The sequence below is a fragment of the Rhodococcus sp. NJ-530 genome (assembly GCF_003860625.1).
GTDB lineage: Bacteria > Actinomycetota > Actinomycetes > Mycobacteriales > Mycobacteriaceae > Rhodococcus_F > Rhodococcus_F qingshengii.
Window position 1 is genome coordinate 4,105,369 of the sequence record NZ_CP034152.1, and the last position, 22,169, is coordinate 4,127,537.

At 65.5% G+C, this 22,169-nt stretch carries 16 protein-coding genes and 1 tRNA gene; 7 read left to right on the forward strand and 10 right to left on the reverse strand.

The window, feature by feature from the left end:
* Nucleotides 1-25: 25 nt before the first annotated feature.
* A complete protein-coding gene (locus EHW12_RS19140; RefSeq protein WP_003945362.1) occupies nt 26-424 on the reverse strand; it encodes a holo-ACP synthase in 399 nt (132 codons plus the stop codon).
* Between the two features lie 10 nt (nt 425-434).
* Entirely contained in the window at nt 435-9,746 is a 9,312-nt protein-coding gene (locus EHW12_RS19145) for a type I polyketide synthase (RefSeq protein ID WP_125051490.1), read from the reverse strand.
* Nucleotides 9,747-10,164: 418 nt separating this feature from the next.
* On the opposite strand from EHW12_RS19145, the gene EHW12_RS19150 reads away from it, so the two are divergent.
* Both EHW12_RS19150 and EHW12_RS19155 read left to right on the forward strand, forming a co-directional pair.
* Nucleotides 10,165-10,881 carry a hypothetical protein gene (locus EHW12_RS19150; RefSeq protein WP_050656799.1) on the forward strand — a complete coding sequence of 239 codons (717 nt, stop codon included), beginning with the start codon at nt 10,165-10,167 and terminating at the stop codon, nt 10,879-10,881.
* A 73-nt stretch (nt 10,882-10,954) separates the two neighbouring features.
* Nucleotides 10,955-11,036: transfer RNA gene (locus EHW12_RS19155), tRNA-Leu, on the forward strand.
* Nucleotides 11,037-11,093: 57 nt separating this feature from the next.
* On the opposite strand, the gene EHW12_RS19160 is transcribed toward EHW12_RS19155, so the two are convergent.
* Entirely contained in the window at nt 11,094-11,813 is a 720-nt protein-coding gene (locus EHW12_RS19160; protein WP_125051492.1) for an aspartate/glutamate racemase family protein, read from the reverse strand.
* A 258-nt stretch (nt 11,814-12,071) separates the two neighbouring features.
* On the opposite strand from EHW12_RS19160, the gene EHW12_RS19165 reads away from it, so the two are divergent.
* Entirely contained in the window at nt 12,072-12,479 is a 408-nt protein-coding gene (locus tag EHW12_RS19165; RefSeq protein WP_125052661.1) for a transcriptional regulator, read from the forward strand.
* The gene (locus EHW12_RS19170) at nt 12,476-12,856 is read left to right on the forward strand and encodes a DUF3817 domain-containing protein (RefSeq protein ID WP_125051494.1); all 381 of its coding nucleotides are present in this window, start codon (nt 12,476-12,478) and stop codon (nt 12,854-12,856) included. Before EHW12_RS19165 ends, EHW12_RS19170 begins: the two co-directional genes overlap by 4 nt.
* 62 nt (nt 12,857-12,918) lie before the next feature.
* Here the strand turns inward: EHW12_RS19170 and rdgB are convergent, their stop codons facing one another.
* The 7 genes from rdgB to clpS form a co-directional block, all read right to left on the reverse strand.
* A complete protein-coding gene (gene rdgB / locus EHW12_RS19175; RefSeq protein WP_064689269.1) occupies nt 12,919-13,527 on the reverse strand; it encodes an RdgB/HAM1 family non-canonical purine NTP pyrophosphatase in 609 nt (202 codons plus the stop codon).
* Between the two features lie 3 nt (nt 13,528-13,530).
* Complete coding sequence (gene rph, locus EHW12_RS19180; protein WP_003945332.1) at nt 13,531-14,316, reverse strand: ribonuclease PH; 786 nt, start codon at nt 14,314-14,316, stop codon at nt 13,531-13,533.
* A 52-nt stretch (nt 14,317-14,368) separates the two neighbouring features.
* The gene (locus EHW12_RS19185) at nt 14,369-15,127 is read right to left on the reverse strand and encodes a cyclic nucleotide-degrading phosphodiesterase (RefSeq protein ID WP_007733274.1); all 759 of its coding nucleotides are present in this window, start codon (nt 15,125-15,127) and stop codon (nt 14,369-14,371) included.
* Nucleotides 15,128-15,224: 97 nt separating this feature from the next.
* A complete protein-coding gene (locus EHW12_RS19190; protein ID WP_007733273.1) occupies nt 15,225-15,884 on the reverse strand; it encodes a rhomboid family intramembrane serine protease in 660 nt (219 codons plus the stop codon).
* A gap of 92 nt (nt 15,885-15,976) precedes the next feature.
* Complete coding sequence (locus tag EHW12_RS19195; protein ID WP_003945309.1) at nt 15,977-17,044, reverse strand: P1 family peptidase; 1,068 nt, start codon at nt 17,042-17,044, stop codon at nt 15,977-15,979.
* Complete coding sequence (locus EHW12_RS19200) at nt 17,041-17,631, reverse strand: DUF2017 domain-containing protein (RefSeq protein ID WP_042925785.1); 591 nt, start codon at nt 17,629-17,631, stop codon at nt 17,041-17,043. The genes EHW12_RS19195 and EHW12_RS19200 overlap by 4 nt, the downstream gene beginning before the upstream one ends.
* A gap of 56 nt (nt 17,632-17,687) precedes the next feature.
* A complete protein-coding gene (gene clpS / locus EHW12_RS19205) occupies nt 17,688-17,999 on the reverse strand; it encodes an ATP-dependent Clp protease adapter ClpS (RefSeq protein WP_029255695.1) in 312 nt (103 codons plus the stop codon).
* 121 nt (nt 18,000-18,120) lie between these two features.
* On the opposite strand from clpS, the gene EHW12_RS19210 reads away from it, so the two are divergent.
* Genes EHW12_RS19210 through EHW12_RS19220 form a run of 3 tightly spaced genes read left to right on the forward strand, consistent with a single transcriptional unit; the run spans nt 18,121 to nt 22,163 of the window.
* Nucleotides 18,121-19,461 (forward strand): nicotinate phosphoribosyltransferase, encoded by a 1,341-nt coding sequence (locus EHW12_RS19210; protein WP_030537905.1) that lies wholly within the window; start codon nt 18,121-18,123, stop codon nt 19,459-19,461.
* On the forward strand, nt 19,458-20,105 hold the full coding sequence (locus EHW12_RS19215) for a nicotinamidase (protein WP_042446164.1): 648 nt from the start codon (nt 19,458-19,460) through the stop codon (nt 20,103-20,105). Before EHW12_RS19210 ends, EHW12_RS19215 begins: the two co-directional genes overlap by 4 nt.
* Before the next feature lie 9 nt (nt 20,106-20,114).
* Nucleotides 20,115-22,163: an ATP-dependent DNA helicase gene (locus tag EHW12_RS19220; protein ID WP_047270280.1), complete on the forward strand. Its 2,049-nt coding sequence runs from the start codon at nt 20,115-20,117 to the stop codon at nt 22,161-22,163.
* Nucleotides 22,164-22,169 lie beyond the last annotated feature (6 nt).

A 22,169-nucleotide genomic window follows, 5' to 3' on the forward strand; every position in this document is an offset into this window, starting at 1 on the left:
ACCGGCTCTTTCGTGTGCGGCAGTGCTACTCCGGGTCGGATTCGATGACCGCGAAAGCGCCCGCCATGTCCCCGTCGTGGGTGAGCGAGATATGAATCTTCACTCCGGTCAGGTGTTTGGCCACGTCACCGCGAAGCCGGATGCCGGGGCGCCCCCAGGCGTCCGAGACGACCTCGATCTGATTGTGGATCATTTCCCCCAGCACCGGTGGGCCGGCGAAGAGAGCAGTTGACCATGCCTTGATCACTGCTTCCTTCGCAGCCCACCGGGCGGCGAAATGTCGTGCCGGTTCGGAGCTCCGGGTAGCGGCGTCTCGACGCTCGCCCGGTGTGAAGTTGTCGAGCATTGCCGTTCCCGGCCTGTTCAATTGCTCGGCGAACTCCGACACCGTCACGAGGTCGAAACCGATACCCAGAACTCCCATACCGTGACTACTACTTGCAGCCGGGCAGATTCGCGCGGTACACCTGGTCTGCGCCGAGTCGTGCGTCCTCGCTCAGCAGCATGTCCGCTTCGAGCTGACGCGACGCCTTGGCCGGCGTTCCGTCGGCACCGAGGCGACGATCCGCCGGGCGCTCGTAGAGGCTGTCGCCACCGCACATCGCCTTCGCGAGGCGACGCTGACCGTCGATCGTCCGCTGCTGGGCCGCAGCAACATAGGCGTCACGCTTGTCGGCCGGAACCGACTCGACGAATGCCTGCGGGTGCACGACTGCGATCAGTCCGGAGACGTGACCGAAGCCGAGGCTGGTCAGCAGGCCCGCGCGCAGCGGAAGATGCTCACCGAACTTGAGCGGCTGACGTGCCCACACGAGGTGCTCGAATTCGGCCATCTTGTCGTCGACGCAGTCGAGGCTGCGGTTCGGCGGGACGATGCCCTGGCTCAGTACCTGGCAGAGCCCGATCAGCTGGAAGGCTGCGGCACCACCCTTGGCGTGACCGGTCAGGCTCTTCTGCGAGACCACGAACATCGGCGCGCCTTCACTGCGTCCCAATGCCCCGGCGAGGCGCTCGTGCAGCTCTGCCTCGTTGGGATCGTTGGCGGCAGTGGAGGTGTCGTGCTTGGAGATCACGGCGATGTCGTCGGCGCTCACGCCGAGTGCGTTGAGCGAGAGTGCGAGCTGCGAATCCGCTCCCCCACGTCCGGCGCCCAGTGCTCCGAGTCCCGGTGCCGGGATCGAGGTGTGGACACCGTCGGCGAACGATCCGGCCCAGGCGACCACACCGAGGACGGGAAGGCCCATCTCGAGTGCCAGGTCACCGCGAGCGAGGAGAATCGTTCCGCCACCGGCCGACTCGACGAATCCGCCGCGGCGACGATCGTTGGCCCGCGAGAAGCGGCGATCCTCGATGCCCTTGGCATGCATGTCCCCGGTCTTGGCAGTGGCCGACATGTCGCCGAAGCCGATGATGCCTTCCGTGCTCAGATCGTCGAACCCGCCGGCAACAACCAACTGCGCCTTGCCGAGTCGGATCTTGTCGACGCCTTCTTCGACGGATACCGCTGCCGTGGCGCAGGCGGCGACGGGGTGAACCATCGCGCCGTAACCGCCGACGTACGACTGAACGACGTGCGCCGCAATGACGTTCGGCAGCGCTTCCTGCAGGATGTCGTTCGGACGGTTCTCGCCGAGCAGCGTGTCGATGTACAGGCTCCTCATGGAGGTCATGCCGCCCATGCCGGTGCCCTGCGTGTTGGCGACCAGGCTCGGGTGTACCCAGCGGAGCAGTTCGCTCGGAGTGAAGCCGCCGGTGAGGAAGGCGTCCACCGTTGCGACGATGTTCCAGAGGCCGACGCGGTCGACCGAATCTGCCATGTCGGCGGGGATGCCCCACTTGGTGACGTCGAAGTTGGTCGGAATCTGACCGCCCACACTACGAGTCAGCTTCATCTTGCGCGGGACGCGGATCTCGGTGCCTGCGCGGCGGGTGACCGTCCAGTCGCCGGACTCGGCGGAAACCGTCGCCGTCGTGTTCTCCGGATCGGATTCGACGAAGGCCTGAGCCTCTGCCTCACTGCCGACCACGAAGCTCAGATCCTTGTCCAGGAACACGGAGGTGAGCAGCGGAGCGGTGTTGTCGATCATCGCGCCCTCGTCGACGTAACGACGGATGCCGCAACGCTCGACGACTGCGTCGTGGTACTTGTCGGCGATTTCCGCCTCGGGTACCAGGTCACCGGATTCGACGTCGTACCAGCCCGGCCTGGGGTCGTTCTCCCAGACGATGAGTCCGGTGTTCCACGCCAATTCGAGAACGCCTGCGGCAGAGAGCTGCTCGTCGACCTCCATCTCGAAGCGGGTACGCGAGGAACCGTAGGGTCCGAGCTCTCCGGCACCCACGATGACCACGAGGTCCGCGGGGGTGACGTCCAGTTCGGGCCAGCTCGGAGCCTTGACCGAGTCGTCGATGCGAGCCGGCGCGGGCAGCGCCAGGATGCTGGACTCGTCCACTGCTTCGTCGACAGCCTCGGCGATCTCGGCCACCTCGGCAGCTTCCTTGGCCAGTGCGGCGAGGTCGAGGTTCGCCTCGGCGAGCCCACCGGTCAGGTCGACCTCGAGCGGAGCCTCGGCAGCAGCGCGCCGCGACTCGCGGGTTGCCGTCTTCAGCAGTTCGGTCGCCATCTCCTGGGTGGACCAGGTGCGGACGCCCGCAGCTTCGACTGCGTCGACGATCGGATCGTTGTGACCCATGAGTCCGGTTCCGCGAACCCAACCGATGACCGCATGTGCCAACGTGACCCGCTCGGCCCAGTTGCGCTCGGCCTTCCAGCGATTGACCACGGCGATCAGCGAAGCCTTGGCCTCGCCGTAAGCACCGTCGCCGCCGAACGTTCCGCGGTTCGGCGAACCGGGCAGCACCACGTGCAGGTGCGTGTCGACGTCGCTGTCGTAACCGATCTTCGACAGACCGCCGATGAGGCGCTCCACCGACCAGAGCAGCACGCGCATTTCCATTTCGGCGCGAGCGCCGGCGTCGGAGAGTTCGCCGCCGACACGGGGAGCTGCGAACGGGAAGAGCATCGTCGGCGTCATGGCCGGCTTGATGAGCTTCTTTGCGCCGCCTGCGTTCTCGGTGGCTTCGTTGCCGATCCAGTCGATCAGTGCGTCGACGTCGGTGTACGACGCCATGTTCGCGGGAACCACCCAGAGGGCGGCACCGGCGCGAGCATTCTCGCGGTACAGGTCGCGGTAGAAGCCCAGACGCTGACCGTCGAGTCGCGAGGTGGTCACGAATACCGTTGCGCCACCGGCAAGGAGCTTGCCCGTGACCGCTGCCGCGATGGAACCCTTGCTGGCGCCCGTCACTACTGCGACCTCGCCTGCCCACTCGGGTGCGTCGGATTCTGCCGCAGCAGCCGCATCAGCGATGCGGGTGTAGACCTCGGCGAGTGCGGTGCGGCCTTCGTCGGTCGCACGGGTGGCCCACCACTTCGCCTGTGCGGCGACGGTGGAGCCGGCACCGATGAAGTTCTCGACCGACAACACGGTGTCACCGAGCCAAATGCGAGCGAGATCCTCACGCGCACTTGCCCAGCGGTCGTCCAGCAGAACGGCCTTCTGCGCGTCGAATGCCGGAGCAACCAGACGCGGCCAGTCGGAGCCGAGTTCAGCCGAGACCAGGTCGACCAGTTCGGTGTCCTCGACCGTCGCGACTGCCGTTTCTTCGTTCAGTCCGAGCTGCTCGAGTACCAGGCGTGCGGCCGAGGCCAGAACGCCGTTGCGACCGGTGATGTTCTCGGTGAACTCACCCAGAGCGGCTGCGTCGACGGTTCCGCCGCTTCCGCCGCCGGTAGCCGGCAACGAGACGCTGACTCCGCGAGCAGACCCGACCGAGGCAACTGCGCTGTCGATGACTGCGTCCACTGCTGCCGCGTCGGCCAGTGCGCCGGAGCTCAGGCCACCGAGGTCGCCGCCGCGGATGCTGGCGCCGTCACGGGTACCGAGAGCCACTGCTGCGGTGACGTGATGTGCCCAGCCGTCGCCCAGCTCCCAGACCTTCTTGACGCGGTCGGCGATGTAGCCGGGACGCTTGCCCGAGGGGCCGAAGACCTTACGCAGGTGATCGTTGATCGAATCGGAGAGCACCGGTCCGAACGGCTTGTACGTACGGGCGAGCTTGTCGACGGTTGCCCCCAGGGAGCCCATGTCGGCGTCTGCGGCCCCGTCGATGGCACCGAGGGAGAGCTCGGAGCCGAGGTCGACCAGAAGCTGGTTGCGACGCGAGGAAACGCCGTCGCACAGTGCCTCGATCGTGTCCGCGGGGCCGACCTGATCGGGACGGAGCTTGGTCCACAGGCTGATCAGGACCTTCGTGGCGTCGGGCGCCTTGAAGGTGAGGTCGTCCGGACGCGGTCCACCCGAAGGTGCAGCCGGCGCGGCAGCGGCAACCGGAGCAGCGGCCGCGGCGGCCGGAGCAGCCTGCGCGGCAGGCGCTTCGATCTCGTCGTCGTCATCGACAGCGGGGTCGACGTCGGTGCCGTAGACGATCGCGGCTTCGCGCTCGACGTTGAGAACCTCGACCGGGTAGCCGAAGCGGCCCGGCAGCTTGAGGGTCTGCGACGCGAGGTTTGCAACGGTCGGGGCAGCGCCGAGACCGATCTCGACGAAGCGTTCGACCCCGAGTCCACCTTCGGACTCGTCACCGAAGAGCAGGTCCTGCGTCTCGATCCAACGGACCGGGCTGGCGAACTGCCAAGCCAGCAGCTCGATCAGGATGATGCGGGACAACTCGTGAGTGCGCGTTGCGTAGCTGTCGAAGTCTGCGAGGACTTCCTGCAGCGGCTCGGACGGCACCAGGTCGGCGATTTCCTGAACGAAGTCACGACGCAGCGAGAACGGCTTCGGAACCAGGTTCGGGATGTAGCGGCCGATCAGGATGTCCGGATCGATGTCGTGCGGGAGCAAGTCCTGCAGGCACACGCGGAAGTCCGCCACGCCACCGCGAAGGACGGTGGAGTGGAACGGCACGTCGATGCCGGGAACCTGGATGTATGCCCGCTTGCCACCGAATTCTGCTCGGCGACGATCGATTTCGACCTCGAGTGCGTCGAGACCGGCTACCGAACCGGCAATGGCGTACTGGCTGCCGCGCAGGTTCAGGTTGACGATTTCGAGGAACTCACCGGAAGACTCGGCGACACCGGCGACGAAGCCCTGCACGTCGTCGTCGGAAACACCGATCTGCGACGGGCGAATAGCGGCCATGCGGTAGTCGGAGCGTCCGGCTTCGTCACGGGGAACGAGCTGGTGCATGGCGGAGCCACGCTGGAAGACGACCTCGAGAAGTGCTTCGAGCGGGAAAACCTCGGCGACAGCAGCGAGTGCGTTGTACTCACCGACCGAGTGACCGGCCAGAAGGGAATCCTCGATGAAGGTTCCGGATTCGCGCAGCTCGGCAACCTGGGCAACACCGAGAACGGCCATGGCCACCTGGGTGAACTGAGTCAGGTGCAGGACACCGTCGGGATGCCTGTGCTCCACACCACGGGCCTTGACGGTCACCGGGTTGTCGCGCACGACAGCGAGAATCGAGAATCCGAGTGCCTTACGAGTGTGCTTGTCCGCGCGCTCCCAGACGTCGCGGGCGGCCTTGGAGCGTGCGCGAGCGTCGAGGCCCATGCCCGGGCGCTGAATGCCCTGGCCGGGGAAGGCGTAGACGGTCTTCGGTGCGGCAGTGCGGCCGGTGGCGACCATGACCAGTTCGCCGTCGATGCGGCAGCCGACCTCGACGATTTCCGCGCCCTGGTCGATGCCGACACGGTCGACGCGGACGTCGATCTCGGCGCCGGGGCGAACCATCCCGAGGAAGCGGGCGGTCCAGGCGGTCAGGCGGCGCGGCGGGACGCGGGTCTCGGCCGGGTCGACTGCGGTGACTACCTGCTGCGCTGCGGCGGAGAGCCACATGCCGTGCACGATCGGGGTTCCGAGGCCGGCCAGCAGAGCGGCGTTGTCGGAGGTGTGAATCGGGTTGTGGTCACCGGAAACCTGAGCGAACGCGCCCATGCTGACCGGAGCGAGGATCTTCGCGTCACGGCGACGACGACGCGAGGTGTCGACAGCCGCATCGCTGATCGATCCACCGGCGCGAGCCGGGTCGGCGAGTTCGCCTGCACCGGTGCGTCCGCGGATCGCGAAACGCTCGGTCATGGTGACGACTGCGGGGGCGTCGAGGCCCTCGCCGAGCATGGCACCGACCTCGACCTTGACCTCGACGACACGACCGAGGTCGGTGTCGAGAACCGAGGCGACCTCGGCATTGACCACGAGAATGCTTGTCTCGGAGGGAAGTTCACCGACGAAGTCGACGGTGTGGTCGAGGTGGACCAGGTCGAGCATGCCTTCGATAACGGAAAGACTGTCGAGCTTGGCTGCGCCGAGGACTGCGAACACTGCAGGCCAGCATGCTCCGACGACGACGTCCGGAACAGCCTTGCCGCTGACACTGAGCGTGGTGGGCAGACCCGAACCGGTGACACCGGCGTGATCGGCGATGCGATCGGGAACCCACGCGACGTTGAGGCGAGCCTTGCCGTTCTTGACTGTCGGAAGTTCCTGTCCGGCAGCAACTGCCAGGAGCGCGGACATCGCACCTTCGGCATCGGCTTCGGTGACAACCGGAGCGCCGCCGTCGACGACGGACTCGGGGATCGTGATCGTGATGTCGACGGACTTGCCTGCCACCAACGGAACCGAAAGCAGCACGTGCGAGGAATCGACGACGGTCAGACTGGAACCGGTGGTGCCGTGAACTGCCTTGTCGGCAGACTCTGCACTCCACTCGTCGAGGTCGCCGAGACGACGGACGGGGTTCTGGGTCAGGCGGCCGGCCCACTGGAGGTCGGGAGCCGAGAGAACGGCGTCGAGAAGTCCGGGTGCGGAATCCTGGTGGCGACGGCTCGCAAGTGCAACCGGAGTGGTTCCGGCAGCAACCAATTCGTCGTAGGTCGCCTTCTCGAAGCGATCGAGCAGGTCACCGACCGGCTCGTCGACACGGGTGATGCCGGCGACGGCAACGGTGCCGGGGATGACGCAAACCTGATCGGCGGTGTAGCGGGGGTCGTGTGCCTGCCACAGGGAGTCGCTGCGCCACCAACGACGCACGTCACCGTCGACGACGGGAACGAAGTTGACCGGCTTGCCCGTCGTCTTGCACAACGAGATGAAGAACGAGACGTCTGCGGGATGCAGAACGGTGGTCGAGTAGTCCGGGTACGACGCCTGCAGTGCGCAGATTGCAGCCTCGGGGCGCTCGAGGGTCTCGGCGTCAGCGAACAGCGTGGGGATCGGGCCGCGGTCGACCGGGTGCAGACGCGCCTCGGTGCGCTGGAGCATCTCGCCGAAGCGAGCACGCCAGGTGATGTCGAGCCACGGGCTCGACGTCGCCTCGACGATGGCGTCCTGAAGATCGGCGCCGCAGTCGAATTCCTTCGCCGCGTCGATGCCGACGGTCAGCTCGAGGTAGCGGCGCAGCCACTGTGCGTACGTCATGGTCTCGACGTCGCCGAAGTACGGCTTGGCGGTGACGTCGAGGGCGGCGATGATCTCGTCACGGCGCTCGGCCACTGCCTCGGAATCGCCGGCAACCTCGTCGAGGAGGCGCCCGGTACGCGAAGCCGCGTTGTCGATCTCGTGGATGTCGGCACCGAGCTGGCTACGGCCGGAGGCCATTCCGCCTTCAGCGGTACCTGCACCGACCCAGTCCGGCGTACCGGGTGTGTCGACGAGGAGCTGCTTGACCTCGGGAGAGGTGGTGGCCTCGAGAGTCGCCATGGCTGCGGTGCCGACCAGGATGCCGTCGACGGGCATGGCCGGGAAACCGGCTGCGGCAGACCAGCGACCGGTCAGGTAATCGGCTGCGCGCTCGGGTGTTCCGATGCCGCCACCGACGCAGATGACCAGGTTCGGGCGTGTACGCAGCTCGGCGTACGTGTCGAGGAGCAGGTCGTCGAGGTCTTCCCACGAGTGGTGTCCGCCGGCGCGGCCGCCTTCGATGTGGACGATGACCGGGAAGTTCGGAACCTCGTTGGCGATGCGGATCACGGAGCGGATCTGCGCCACGGTGCCGGGCTTGAATGCAATGTTGGTGATGCCGATCTCGGACAACTCGTCGATGAGAGCAACAGCCTCTTCGAGTTCCGGGATACCGGCGGTGACGATGACGCCGTCGATGGGAGCACCGGCGGTACGGGCACGCTGCACGAGGCGCTTGCCACCGAGTTGCAGCTTCCACAGGTACGGGTCGAGGAACAGGGAGTTGAACTGGACCGCGCGGCCCGGCTCGAGCAGCATCTTCAGCTCTGCGACACGGTCTTCGAAGATTTCTTCGGTGACCTGCCCGCCACCGGCAAGCTCGGCCCAGTGACCGGCATTGGCTGCCGCGGCAACGATCTTGGCGTCGACCGTCGTCGGCGTCATACCTGCGAGCAGGATGGGTGAACGACCGGTCAGCTTCGTGAACGCGGTCTCGACGCCGATACGGCCGCCGGGAAGCGCAACGGGCTTCGGCGCGAACTCGGACCACGAACGTGAGACCTCAGGTGCTGCACCGGGGGTGAGCAGATTGCGGTGTCCGCCGCGGGTGGCTGCGGCAATGATGCCGATGCCCTGTCCACGCAGCGAAGATGACGTCATACGGGTCAGCTGATCGCTGGGTCCGAGATCGAGAATCCACTTGGCGCCGGCGGAGATTGCGCCGTCGACAGCCTCGACCCAGTCGACCGGATCGACGAGGACACCCTGCGCAAGTTCGCGCGCACGGTCCGCGTCGAGACCGCAACGGGTCGCCCAGCTGCCGACGAGTTCGACGGCCTCGGTCAATGCGGGGTGATGGAAGCCGATTTCGGTGTCGAGCGGATCGAAGGACGGCGCGAAGACGGAACCGCCACGCTTCTTACCCTCACGCTCGCGGGCTTCCTCGGCTTCGATCTGCTCGCAACGCTCTTGCACGCGTGCCAGCTGAGCGGGCGGCCCGGCGAGAACGACGCGGCGACGGCCGTTGCGGATAGCGAGGACAGCCGCGCGCTCAGGCGCCACACCCTCGGCAAGCTCGGCGACGATGGCCGCGAGACGCTCGGGATCGACGCCCGAGACCGCAACCATCGGCTTCGCGGAGGCGCCGGCGATGACGCCGCGGCGACGGCCGACCAAGCTGGCAGCAGCACCGACGAGCTGTGCGACGGCGAGGAGTTCACCGTCGTCATTGCCCTGCGCGGCTACGGCAGCCGTGGCCAGAAGGCCCTGCGAGTGGCCGATGACGGCAGCCGGCGGGTTACCGGCTACATCCAGACCCTGAGCGGAGAGTGCACGCAACGCCGCAAGCTGCGTGAGGAAGACGCCGGGGAGTGACACCGGAGCTGCGGTGAGCGCGGCAGCGGAAGGCCCGGCCGACTTCTCACCTTCTTCTTCGTCGACGATCTCGGCTTCGAGCATCCACGCGATCGGATCGAATCCGACCGGGCGAACCACGAGGAGATCCTGCGCGACGGGCGCGAGGCGTGCTGCTGCGTCATTGACCAGATCGGTCAGAACGGGCTCCAGTCCGTTGTCACGGCTGAGCTCCTCGAGCGAGGTGAGCCAGGGAGCGCCCTGTCCACCGAAAGCGATTGCGTAGGAAACGCCGTTGTTCAGCGAATCGACGAGGGCACCTTTGCTGGTCGTGCGGGACTGTCCCCCATCGACGCCGAAACGGCGTCCACCCTTCGAGTCGCGTCCGTTTCCTGTAGGTGTCGTGTCATCGATCGTCACGCGTACGTCCTCTCCTGGTCACCTCTGCGGCGAGGTGGGATTTGCGGTGTGCTGCCCGGCTGAAGTGCTCGCGAATTCGTCGAGAGAATCGACGGAGTCAGGGCGTTCGTGCAAGACAAGGTTTACACAGAATCATGAGGATTTCCTCACGTTTGTCGGCACCCTGGAAATCTGGACTTTCGGGGCCGTGATCTTCCTCACGAGACTTCGAGAAAGTGACTCGCGAGTAGGTCGCGAACGCCCTGCCTGGGACTGTTACCGGGATTTTCAGAAACCTGAGGAACCCCTCATATTTATTGTTACCAATTCGTGACCTCCTTGACGGACGGTCGATCCCGTGCGTCCGGGCCACAATCTGTCGGACCCCCTCGCTACGTTCAGCGCGTCCACACCGGACAACTTCTCGGGGGGAGAAATCATGAAAGACACAGACGTAGTCAGAGCGGCCGAATTCATCGGCGCCGAGCTTCCGTGCGAGGCGTGGCCGCATTGGAACCAGGGATGGCCGCGCGAGTCCGAAGCCGCCCTTCTCGATGCGATCTTCTCGTCGCGCGCCGCCTATGGAACACCGAAGACCGGAGTCCGCGCCGTCGTCGACCGTTGGCGCACACACCGCTCGGTAGCCGCCGACGATCGCCTCGACAGCTTGCCCGCTCTCGCCGCCTTCACCGACCGTGGCGACGAGCTCGCAACGATTCTCGGCAATCGCCAGCGCGTGCCGGGCAACTACTTCACCAAGGCCGAGGGTGCGGCTCGTGCGGCCAAGGCGCTCGTCGAATCCGGTTGCCGGTCCAGTGCCGACGTCGAGGACACCGAAAGCCTCCGTTCGGCAGTCGTCTCCGTTCCGGGGCTCGGCCCCAGGACCTTCGAGACACTGATGTTCCTGTCCGGGAGGTTGACGGTAACTTCGATCGACCTGCTTGCACGGTTCGCCACCGAAGCAAGCAGTAGCGAGAAATTGTTGTCGAGCACCGACGCAGCCGAGTTGCTCGTTGCGGTTGCCGAACATCTCGATGTCGATGTTCAAACGCTCACCCACGCTGCGTGGCGATATCAACGCACCGCTGAGCAACCGCGCCGATCGGAGAGATCCGCTACGCCGCCGGCAGCGGATCCACTTGCCACAACGGCGTGAGAGCGCCCGGGCACATCCCGACCAGGGTGGTGTGCCCGCGAGCGATTCCACTCGCGTATCCTTTGAATTCCGCGCGCGAGTGGCGGAATTGGCAGACGCGCTGGATTTAGGTTCCAGTGTCTCAGGACGTGGGGGTTCAAGTCCCCCCTCGCGCACAACGAAAAGCCCCGCCGGATCAGATCCGGCGGGGCTTTTTCGGTTCTAGATCAGGCTCAGCGCTTTCGAGCCTTGACCGGCGGGGTCATGTATGTCGTCCGGCTCGGCGTCAGCCCCAAACGGACCGAGCTCTCCAACCACGTGATCGCCGACGCCGTCGGATCCACAACCGGAACGTGAATCCCTTTGCCATGCAGCCTGTCTCGGACTGCACTGGTCACACCGAGCATCCCGGTGCAACCGAGAACGACGGAATCGGCCTCGCCGTTCTCCACTGCCACAGACGCCTGAGCGGCCAGTCGATCGATCAGTTCCTCCCGATCGGTGAGGCCCAGCACCGGCATGTCCACGACTCGAATACTGCCCAGCCGACTATCGAGCCCATACCGCCGAGTGAGCGATCGCAGCATCGGCACGACGTTCGGCAGGATAGTCACGACACCGACGCGATCGCCCAGACTCATCGCTGTCAGAAATGACGGCTCGAAGCCGCCGACCACCGGTGCGTCGATGATCTCTCGGGCGGCATGCACTCCGGGATCGGCGAAACACGTGATGAATACACCGTCGACGCCGTCGACTGCCGCCTCTTCGACCCTCTGCACGATCCCGGGGCCGGCAAGTGCCTCGTCGTACTCGGACTCGATGCTCGCCGTACCGGTAGGCAGCGAAACGACGTCGACCGTCGTGCCGGGCGCCGCCCAGTGCTCCACCTCGGCTGTCACCGCCGGAGTCAGTGTGGTGTCGATGACCGGGCGAATCACTCTGATGTGCATGAAACACTCCCCTGCTTTCGGATACGCGCCGAGGTTATCGATGCAGCACAGCCGGGAGAATGTGTTCAGTGCCCTGGCGTTGCGGGTGAGGATGGGCATAGCGCACAGGTGCTGTGGGACGCCCTCTACGACACGCCGTGGCACGGCCTCTACGACACGCCGTGGCACGGCTCCTACGACACGCCGTGGCACGGCTTCTACGACACCGTGTCGGAGATCGCAGGGCGAGGCACTATAGCTCTCAGGTACCGTCTTAGTGTGTCCAAGAACGCTACTAAACGCCGACCTGCGCTGATTCTGCTGGTCATCGTGTCAGCTGCCGGCTGCCTCGCGCTCGGCTGGTGGCAGTGGGAGCGCTTCGAAGCCGTCGGAGGCTCGGGACAGAATCTCGGGTACGCGTTCCAGTGGCCGCTGTTCGCGGCGTTTGTCGTGTACGCGTATCGCAAGTTCGTTCAGCTCGAAGACGTGGACCCCGAAGAGGCCGAAGCCGAGGAAGCCGCCGCGGAGCCGCGTGAGATTCCCGTCGACCTCTTGCCGCAACGCCCGCGGGCCGAGTTCGACGATGTGAACCTCGACGTCGACGACCCTGAAGCCCGCCAAATGCTGGAATACAACGACTACCTTGCGCAGCTCGCCGCTCGCGAGTCCGATAGGAGCACGACGTGAGTACCGGTTCGGAAGCGAGCATCGCTACCCCCGCAGTCAACGCAGACAAGCAGAAGAAGGTTGCGTCGGCGCTGGTCCGATACCGCGTTCTCGCCTGGATCACCGGCCTCTGGCTGCTGTTCCTGACCGGTGAGATGGTCTACAAGTACCTGATTCTCGACAATTCGGCGGACGCACCGTCGTGGTTGTTCTACATCGGCCAGATCCACGGCCTGTTCTACATGCTCTACCTCGTGTTCACGATCGACTTGGCGATCAAGGCCCGGTGGAAGCCCGGTACGACGGTTGCCACCGCGCTTGCCGGCACGATCCCGTTCCTGTCGTTCGTGTTCGAGCACAAGCGGACTGCCCAGGTGAAGCAGGCTTATCAGCTCTGAGAGTTCCGAAAAGTGGAGCCCTGAACGCAGACGCGTTCAGGGCTCTACTTTTCGGATTCGGTTCAGCCGGCCAGCGCCGCCAGAGCGGGAACGAGCTGTACGAGCGCGCGCCCTCGATGTGACGCCGCATCCTTCTCGGCCGGGGTGAGTTCTGCGGCCGAGCGGGTGTCGCCGTCCGGACGGAAGATGGGGTCGTATCCGAAGCCGCCGTCGCCGGCTGGTTCGCGGCCGATCACCCCGCGCCATTCGCCGCGCACGACGGTCTCGTCGCCGCCGGGGATCACCAGTGCACAGGCGGAGACGAATGCCGCGCCTCGACGCTCGTCCGGCACGTCTCCCAGCTGAGCCAGGACCAGAGCTGTGTTGGCGCCGTCGTTTCCGTGAGTGCCCGACCATCGCGCGGACAGCACACCCGGCATTCCGTTGAGTGCGTCGATCTCGACACCGGAATCGTCTGCGATGCAGGGCATTCCGGTTGCAGCTGCTCCGTCACGCGCTTTGGCGAGCGCATTCTCCTCGAACGTCGCTCCGGTCTCGGGGGCTTCGGCGAACGGCGGGACCTCGTCGAGCCCGACCAGTTCGATTCCGTTCACTCCAGCGGCGTCGAGCACCCGGTGAAGTTCCTTCAGTTTCTTGGCATTTCGGCTGGCAACCAGTACTCGTACGCTCACAGCTCAGGCACCGAACTTCTTCTTGGGTTCCGGATTCTTCGGTTCGGGTAGCACCCCGGGATACGGCTCGGCCAACGCTTGACGCTGGATCTCGAAAAGTTGCTCACAACCAGCCAGAGCGGAGTCGAGCAGCTTGTCCAGCGTCGAGCGTGGGAAGGTGGCGCCCTCACCGGTTCCCTGAATTTCCACCAGCGTGCCGGTATCGGTGGCCACGACATTCATGTCGACCTCGGCACGCGAATCCTCTTCGTACGGAAGATCGAGGCGCACTCGTCCGTCCACGACGCCGACGCTGACGGCCGCTATGCCACACGAGATGGGCTGAGGGTCGGATAGCAGGTCGGCTGCGCGCAGGTACGTCACGGCGTCGACCAGGGCTACGTATGCCCCCGTCACTGCCGCGGTGCGAGTGCCACCGTCGGCTTGGAGGACATCACAGTCGAGGGCGATGGTGTTCTCGCCGATCGCAGCGAGATCGATGCAGGCCCGAAGTGATCGGCCGATGAGTCGACTGATCTCCTGCGTGCGGCCGCCGACCTTGCCCTTGACCGATTCGCGGCCACTGCGTGTGTGCGTGGCGGCGGGAAGCATCGCGTATTCGGCTGTCAGCCAACCCAAGCCGGAGCCCTTGCGCCAGCGGGGTACACCCTCTTCGACGCTGGCGGTGCACATGACGCGAGTGTTCCCGAACTCGACCAGAACGGATCCGGCCGGGTGACTGGTGAACCCGCGGGTGATCTTGACCGTGCGGAGCTCGTCGTCCGCCCTACCGTCTTCTCGTGTAGTCACCTTCGTGAGCCTAGCGGTCGCCCGGTGAGCGCTGCACCGAATGTGAGGGGAATCAGATGTCGTAGACACTTCCGGCGGAGACGGCATGCACTGGTCCGGAGAATTCGGATTTCGCTTCGGCGATCACGTCTTCACGCGATGTCCACGGCGGAATGTGGGTGAGGAGAAGTTCCTTGACGCCGGCGAGCGCAGCCACACGGCCGGCTTCCTTGCCGGAGAGATGGACTCCCTCAGGTCGATCGGGGCTGTCGGTCCACGACGCTTCGGAGAGCAACACGTCTGCACCACGCGCGAGTTCGACGACGTTGTCGCACATTCCGGTGTCGCCTGTATAGACGAGGACGCGGCCGTCGGCGCCGGTGATCCGGAAACCGTAAGCCTCGGGTGGATGATTCATACGGCGGGCGACGACGCTCAGTTCACCGAACGTCACCGGCTCGTTCTCGGCCCAGAGCCGGACGTCGATGGTGTCGGAGATGTCGTCCATCTCGCCGGCGCACTCGGCGGAGGACACTCCGATGCGGCACGCGGTGTCGGTGGGGCCGTAAACCAGAGCCCTACCGACCGGCGGGTTGGGGTGATAGCGACGCCAGACGAGCAGGCCGGGCATGTCTAGACAGTGGTCCGCATGAAGGTGCGAAAGCAGGATCGTCACCTCGCCCGGATCGGCGTATCGCTGCAACGCCCCAAGAACTCCCGGGCCGAAGTCGATCACGAGCGGCGGAGTTCCCGGTGCCGTGAGCAGGTATCCCGAAGCCGGTGAATCCGGACCCGTGACGCTGCCGGAACACCCCAGGACGGTCATGCGCATACCGGTCATGCTGCCACGTCTACCCGTCTGGGAAAAAGCTCTTGGTGGTTTTGGCGCGTCGAAGTCACACCGCAGTGAGGGTGTGACCCACGTCCGTTCAGAAACTCGGTGGTCGAACGGCCGGCGCCGACCCGGCGCGCTTGGCCCTCTCCCCCGACGTCAACGCCCAGGCGGCAACCACGCCGCCGATCGCTCCGAACAGATGCCCTTGCCAGGAAACCCGTGGATCGCTCGGCAGAACGCCCCAGAGCACTCCGCCGTACACGACGAAGACGGCAACGCCGATCAGGATCTGTGTGAAGCTCCGCGTGAAGAACCCGCGCACCAGCAGGTAGGTGACCCAGCCGAAGATCAGCACGGACGCACCGACGTGATTCGAGTTCGAGCCGGCGAACAACCAGGTCCCGACGCCGCCGATCACCCAGATGATGCCGGTCGCCGCGAGTCCCCGCGCAATTCCCGACACCAGCACGAGGTATCCGAGGATCAGCACCGGAATGGTGTTGGCGATCAGATGACCCCAGTCGTCGTGCAGCACCGGGGCGAACAGGATTCCCCACAGGCCGTCGAGCGTGCGCGGGGTGACGCCGGCGTTCTGGACATTCTGACCGGAGATGACATCCACGATCTCGATCACGTAGAGCAGGATCGCGAAGCCGCCCACCAACACGGCCGACTGCTTCCACACCGAGGGCGGACCGGATTTCGGTGCCGGCGTCCGGGTGCCGAAGTCCGGACTGTTGAAATCCATCGTCATCGTGTGCGTCCTCCACCGTCGATCCGGTTTTCTGATCCGGTCACTCGCGACCAGGCTCAATTCGAGATTACCGCCGATTCCAGGAGTGCTGCCTAGAGAAATGCGGACGGGAAGAGTTCGCGGTAACTCGGGATTCCGGCTACCGACGTGGCGTCGAGAATCGCTGTGACGATCGCACGTTCGACCACCTGGGCCGAAGCCGCGCACACCGCGTCGAGTATCGGCAGATCGTTCGGGAAAGCGTCCGGAACCGTGATCTCCGAATTCGGAGTGTGATCACCGGTGGCGAGCGCAAAGATCGTGTCGCCGTCGAGCGGCGAATGTGCGGGCCGAATCGCTCGGGCCAGGCCGTCATGACCTGCGACGGCGACGCGTCGGCACCCGGCTTTCGTCAAGGCGGCGTCAGTGGCGACCACACCGATCGTGGTGTTGAGGACGGTTCCCTTGGCTGCAACGGCGTTGGCCGCCGCGAGTTCGGACGCGTCGGGGAGCCTGAGGCCGAACGACTCCGCGCCGTCCGAGCCGACGCCCCACGGCAGGCCTGTTCTGGGGTCGAAGACCGAACCCACCGGATTCGCCACGATCAAGGCGGAGACCGTCGTCCCCTCGGCGGGGCCGTCGGCGATCACGACGCTGGCCGTTCCCACCCCACCCTTGAGCGCTCCGGCTCTGGCACCTACCCCCGCGCCGACCGTGCCCGTGGCGAATTCGCGCGAAGCAGTGTCGGCAGCGAGGAATCCGAAATCGCCGGTCGGACGAACGGTCCAGTCCCCCACCGGCAGATCGAAGATCACGGCACCGGGCACGATCGGTACCACCTGGCCGGGAGCGCCCATCGCGATCCCGTGATCGTGTTCCTCGAGCCAGCGCATCACTCCGTCGGCCGCGGCAAGTCCGTAGGCACTACCGCCGGTCAACAGCACGGCATTGACCTGCTGGACCGAATGGCTCGGGTCGAGCAGATCGGTCTCGCGGGTACCCGGACCGCCGCCCCGGACGTCGACTCCGGCGACCACACCGGCCGACGCGAGCACGACCGTGCAGCCGGTGGCTGCGCCGCTTCCGAGAGTGGCTCCCTCGTCGAGCTTGTGGTGATGACCGACGGCGAGGCCGGCGACATCTGTCAGTGAATCAGTGGGCCCGGTCCGCGTTGTGGTCATGGCATGAGCGCCTGGACGAGGGAGTCCTGCATCCACGTCAACCAGTGATAGACGTCGAGATGCGGGGCTCGCGGGTCGTCGGGTTCGAGGCTTTCCGGTGTGTCGGCGTCGATGCCGAGATTGGTTCCGAGCGCGAGACGGACGTCGTTGAGCGAGGACAGCCAGGCGTCGGCCTGTTCCTGCGTGAGAACGACCTTGCCGCCGGCCTCCGGAAGCGAAGCCAACAACATGCGAGCGGACTCACGCTTGGCGTCGATGATCTCGGGTTCGTGCAAACTGCGCAGCGCGCCGTTGACATTGGCGCCGGCGTCGTCGAGATCGTCACTGTCCGGAGCGACCTTGTCCGGATCGGTGCGCTGGAAGTCGGGAAGCAAACGCGCCAACACCGGATTGTCGGGCGGCTCCGAATTTCCGGTACGAAGACCCGTCAGCGCGGCGAGCTCGTCTTGCGGCGCCGAAGACGCGCGCTCGTCGAGAAGCCCGGTCACCGACTCCACGAGCGAGCGCAGAACCGCCGCCTCGTGGCCGTCCATCTCGGATTTGAACTTCACTCCGCCGAGTGAACTCTTCCTACTCCACGTCCGCACGCGTCGGACTCCCGTCTACGAGTTAGGCGAACAAATCGGTCGAAAAAGTGCTTTTCTCAGGTGTCGTCGCGTTGCATCGTGGCCCAGAGACCGGCAGCGTGGAGGCGACGAACATCGGCCTCCATCTTGTCGCGCGAACCGCTCGAGACCACGGCCTTGCCCTCCGAATGGACCTGCATCATCAGGTCGGTGGCCTTGGCTTTGCTGTAGCCGAACAACTTCTGGAACACGTAAGTCACGTAATGCATGAGATTGACCGGGTCGTCCCAGACGATGGTCACCCAGGGCCGATCTGCGGCTTCGATGGTCGCAACAGCCTCCGACTGCTCGGGCGTGGCTTGAGGAGAAGAGGCCGTAGCGCCTCTCATCGTTACGTTCGCCGAGTAAGTGCCGGACACGGTCGCGCCGCCGAAAACCATGTATCCAGGGTACGGCGCGACGAGAGGCGACAACACCCACCCACGTCGTCTCGCGCATAGAGTTGTGTGCGTGCCTACGCAAATTTCCGACATCCGCGACGCCGGTGCCAGCACCGCACTGCTCACCGATCAGTACGAACTGACCATGCTCTCGGCGGCTCTCGCCGACGGATCTGCCTTCCGCAACTGCAGTTTCGAGGTATTTGCACGGCGGCTGCCAGACGGTCGTCGCTACGGCGTCGTCGCCGGTACCGAGCGCCTTCTCGACGCACTCGAGCAGTTCCGGTTCGGTGAACCGGAACTGGCGATCGTTGCAAAATTTCTCGACGACACGACCGTCGAGTGGCTGCGCAACTATCGATTCTCCGGTGACATCGACGGCTACCGCGAGGGCGATTTCTACTTCCCCGGATCACCGATCCTTTCGGTCCGCGGAACTTTCGCCGAGTGCGTCATCCTCGAAACCTTGATTCTCTCGATCCTCAACCACGACAGCGCGATCGCTTCGGCCGCTGCCCGCATGGTGAGCGCAGCGGGCGGTCGACGGATGATCGAGATGGGCTCGCGTCGTACACACGAACAGGCCGCCGTCGCCGCTTCACGTGCCGCGTATCTCGCCGGCTTCGACGCCACCTCCAACCTCGAAGCCGCGCGGCGTCACGACGTACCCAGTGCAGGTACCAGCGCGCACGCCTTCACTCTCCTGCACACCACCGAAGACGGTCCGGACGAGGCAGCGGCATTCCGCGGTCAGGTCGCGGCACTCGGCGTATCCACCACGTTGCTCGTCGATACCTATGACATCACCGAGGGTGTGAAAACGGCTGTCGCCGTTGCCGGTCCCGAGCTGGGCGGGGTTCGCATCGACTCCGGCGATCTCGGCGTTCTTGCTCGTCAGGTACGCCAACAACTCGACGATCTCGGTGCTACCAAAACACGCATCGTCGTCTCCGGCGACCTGGACGAGTACGCGATCGCGGCTCTGCGCGCCGAACCCGTCGACTCGTACGGCGTCGGCACTTCCCTGGTCACCGGATCAGGCGCCCCCACCGCCGGCATGGTCTACAAACTTGTCGAGGTCGACGGAATCGCGGTCGAGAAGAGAAGCACCAACAAGGCATCTCGCGGCGGCGCAAAGAAGGCACTGCGCGTAGTGCGTCCGACCGGCACGATCGTCGAAGAAGTCATCTACCCCGCCGGATCACCGTCACCTGTCTCCGAGGCGGACGGAGCGACCGAACTGCTGATCCCGCTGGTTCGCGAAGGCAAGGTCGTCGACAGCGCGCCGACGCTCGAAGAGAGCAGAGCGGTTCTGAAGGCAGGGCTCGTGAGCCTGCCGTGGGAAGGCCTCAAGCTCTCGCGCGGAGACTCGGCTGTGCCCGTTCGATTCACCGGAGGTGAGCACCAGTGAGTGCAAAAGCACTGATAATTGTCGACGTTCAGAACGATTTCTGTGAAGGTGGCGCTCTTGCAGTCGACGGCGGTGCTGCGGTTGCGGGAGCCGTCAACGATTTCGTCAACTCCCACGAGTACGACGCCGTAGTCGCGACTCGCGATTTCCACATCGACCCTGGGGCGCACTTCTCCGAGAATCCCGACTTCATCGACAGCTGGCCGGTTCACTGCGTCGTCGGGACAGCCGGCGCCGAGTTCCATCCGGCGTTCGACGCTTCCGTCGCCGGGTCGGCGATCTTCTCCAAGGGCGCCTACAGCGCGGCCTACTCCGGTTTCGAAGGAGCAGCCGAGGACGGCACGACGCTCGAGGACTGGCTCCGCGCCCACGAGATCACCGACGTCGACGTGATCGGAATTGCCACGGATCACTGTGTCAAGGCCACGGCCGTCGATGCCGCGCGCGCGGGGTTCGCCACGACAGTCCTTCTCCCCTTCACCGCTGGTGTGTCGACCGCCACGATCGAGTCGGCATTGGTGCAGATGCGGGAGGCGGGAGTGCAGCTGATCGGGCGAGACGAGGCCTCGTCGCAAGAAGACTCGAATGCCGGGGAACCACCCCGGGAATCATCCGTGGACGTTTCTGACGTAGGGATCCATTAACCTTCGTGGGTGGCCGATCAACTCCCGAACGTTCCCGAACTGCTCCAGACAGCGGTGCGGTCGCTCGGCGGTGCCGAACGAACCAGTCAGCTGACGATGGCGTCCGCCGTGGCGCACTCGATCGACACCGGTGAGCATCTGGCCGTCCAGGCCGGCACCGGTACCGGTAAGTCGCTCGCCTACCTCGTTCCGAGCCTGCGCCACGCGGTCGAATCGGGACGCACCGTGGTCGTGTCCACCGCCACCATCGCGCTGCAGCGTCAGCTCGTCGACCGAGATCTGCCTCGACTCGCCGATGCCCTGAAGAAGCCACTCGGCCGACGCGCAGAGTTCGCAATCCTCAAGGGCCGCAACAACTATCTGTGCATGAACAAGATCCATACCGGCGCGTCCGAGCAGCCACCCGAGGACGAGTTGTTCGATCCGTTCACGGTCTCGCGTCTCGGCCGGGAGGTCGTCCGCCTCACCGAATGGTCCTCCGACACCGAAACCGGTGATCGGGACGAATTGGTGCCGGGCGTATCCGATCAGGCGTGGCGGCAGGTCAGTGTCACCTCCCGCGAATGCATCGGTAAGAACCAGTGCCCGGTCGGTGAGGACTGCTTCGCCGAGCGCGCCCGAGTCGAGGCGTCGAAGGCCGACGTAGTGGTCACCAACCACGCACTGCTCGCGATCGACGCCATCACCGGCATCCAGATCCTGCCTGACCACGATGTCGTGGTGATCGACGAGGCCCACGAGTTGGTCGACCGCGTCACCGGCGTCGCCACGGCCGATCTCACAGCTTCGTCGATCAGTGCCGCGGCCCGGCGTTGCGGCAAGATCGCCGAAGAGCAGGACGCCGACCGACTCGAAGCTGCCGGCGAGGGGTGGGCTGGACTCCTCGAGGAATTGCGCCCAGGTCGCTGGGAAGGCCTCCCGGACGGGGCGGCACCCGCACTGGCTGCGATCCGCGACGCGGCCTGGTCGCTGCGCACCGCTATCGGTCCGGCCAAACCGGGAATGGCTGCTGCAGATCCCGAAGCCGCTGCGGCCCGCAACGCCGCACTCTCGTCCGTCGACGACGTCCACGACAGTGCCGTGCGTATTCTCACCGCTTTCGACGAACCCGACCCGGCCAAGCGCAAGGACGTCGTCTGGCTGTCCTCGGACGAGTTCCGCGGATCGGTGCGGCGCTCCGTCCGGATGGCTCCGCTCTCGGTCGGCGGATTGCTGCGCTCGCGACTGTTCGCCGAATCCACCGTCGTTCTCACTTCCGCGACACTGACCGTCGGCGGATCGTTCGACGGTCTCGCCGTCAACTGGGGTCTTCCTGCGGAATCGTCCGCGCGCCCCGACTCGGGTACCGCCATCGGCACCGAAGCACCTTCTGACGCTTCGGCTTTCCGCTGGAACTCACTCGACGTCGGGTCGCCCTTCGACCATGCAAAGGCCGGCATCATCTACATTGCCCGCCACCTGCCCACGCCCGGCCGCGACGGCCTCTCCCCGGTCTATCTCGACGAGATCGCCGAACTCGTCGAGGCTGCGGGCGGACGCACCCTCGGCCTGTTCTCGTCGATGCGCGCCGCCAAAGCCGCCTCGGAGGCGATGCGTGAACGCCTCGACACCCCCATCCTGTGCCAGGGCGACGACGCCACCGGCACCCTCGTCAAGGCCTTCGCCAAGGACGAACCCACGTCACTGTTCGGCACGTTGTCCCTGTGGCAGGGCGTCGATGTTCCGGGTCCGTCACTGAGCCTCGTCATATTGGACCGGATTCCGTTCCCGCGCCCGGACGATCCACTGTTGATGGCTCGCCAGCAGGCTATCGAATCCCATGGCGGTAACGGCTTTCTCAGCGTCTCGGCCAATCACGCGGCGCTGCTCCTGGCACAGGGCGTGGGTCGCCTGCTTCGTAGCACCGACGACAAAGGTGTGGTGGCCGTGCTCGATCCGCGTCTGGCCACGGCGAGATACGCGGGTTACCTTCGCGCATCACTGCCTCCGTTCTGGGAGACGACCAACCCCGAAGTCGTCCGCAAGGCACTCACCCGCATCCGCGACTCACGTCCCTGACCCAGT

Excerpts from the sequence above, each read along its gene's own strand:
- EHW12_RS19140 (WP_003945362.1), bottom strand. The coding sequence starts at position 424 with ATGGGAGTTCTGGGTATCGGTTTCGACCTCGTGACGGTGTCGGAGTTC.
- EHW12_RS19150 (WP_050656799.1), top strand. The coding sequence starts at position 10,165 with ATGAAAGACACAGACGTAGTCAGAGCGGCCGAATTCATCGGCGCCGAG.
- EHW12_RS19160 (WP_125051492.1), bottom strand. The coding sequence starts at position 11,813 with ATGCACATCAGAGTGATTCGCCCGGTCATCGACACCACACTGACTCCG.
- EHW12_RS19185 (WP_007733274.1), bottom strand. The coding sequence starts at position 15,127 with ATGCGCATGACCGTCCTGGGGTGTTCCGGCAGCGTCACGGGTCCGGAT.
- EHW12_RS19190 (WP_007733273.1), bottom strand. The coding sequence starts at position 15,884 with ATGACGATGGATTTCAACAGTCCGGACTTCGGCACCCGGACGCCGGCA.
- EHW12_RS19195 (WP_003945309.1), bottom strand. The coding sequence starts at position 17,044 with ATGACCACAACGCGGACCGGGCCCACTGATTCACTGACAGATGTCGCC.
- clpS (WP_029255695.1), bottom strand. The coding sequence starts at position 17,999 with ATGAGAGGCGCTACGGCCTCTTCTCCTCAAGCCACGCCCGAGCAGTCG.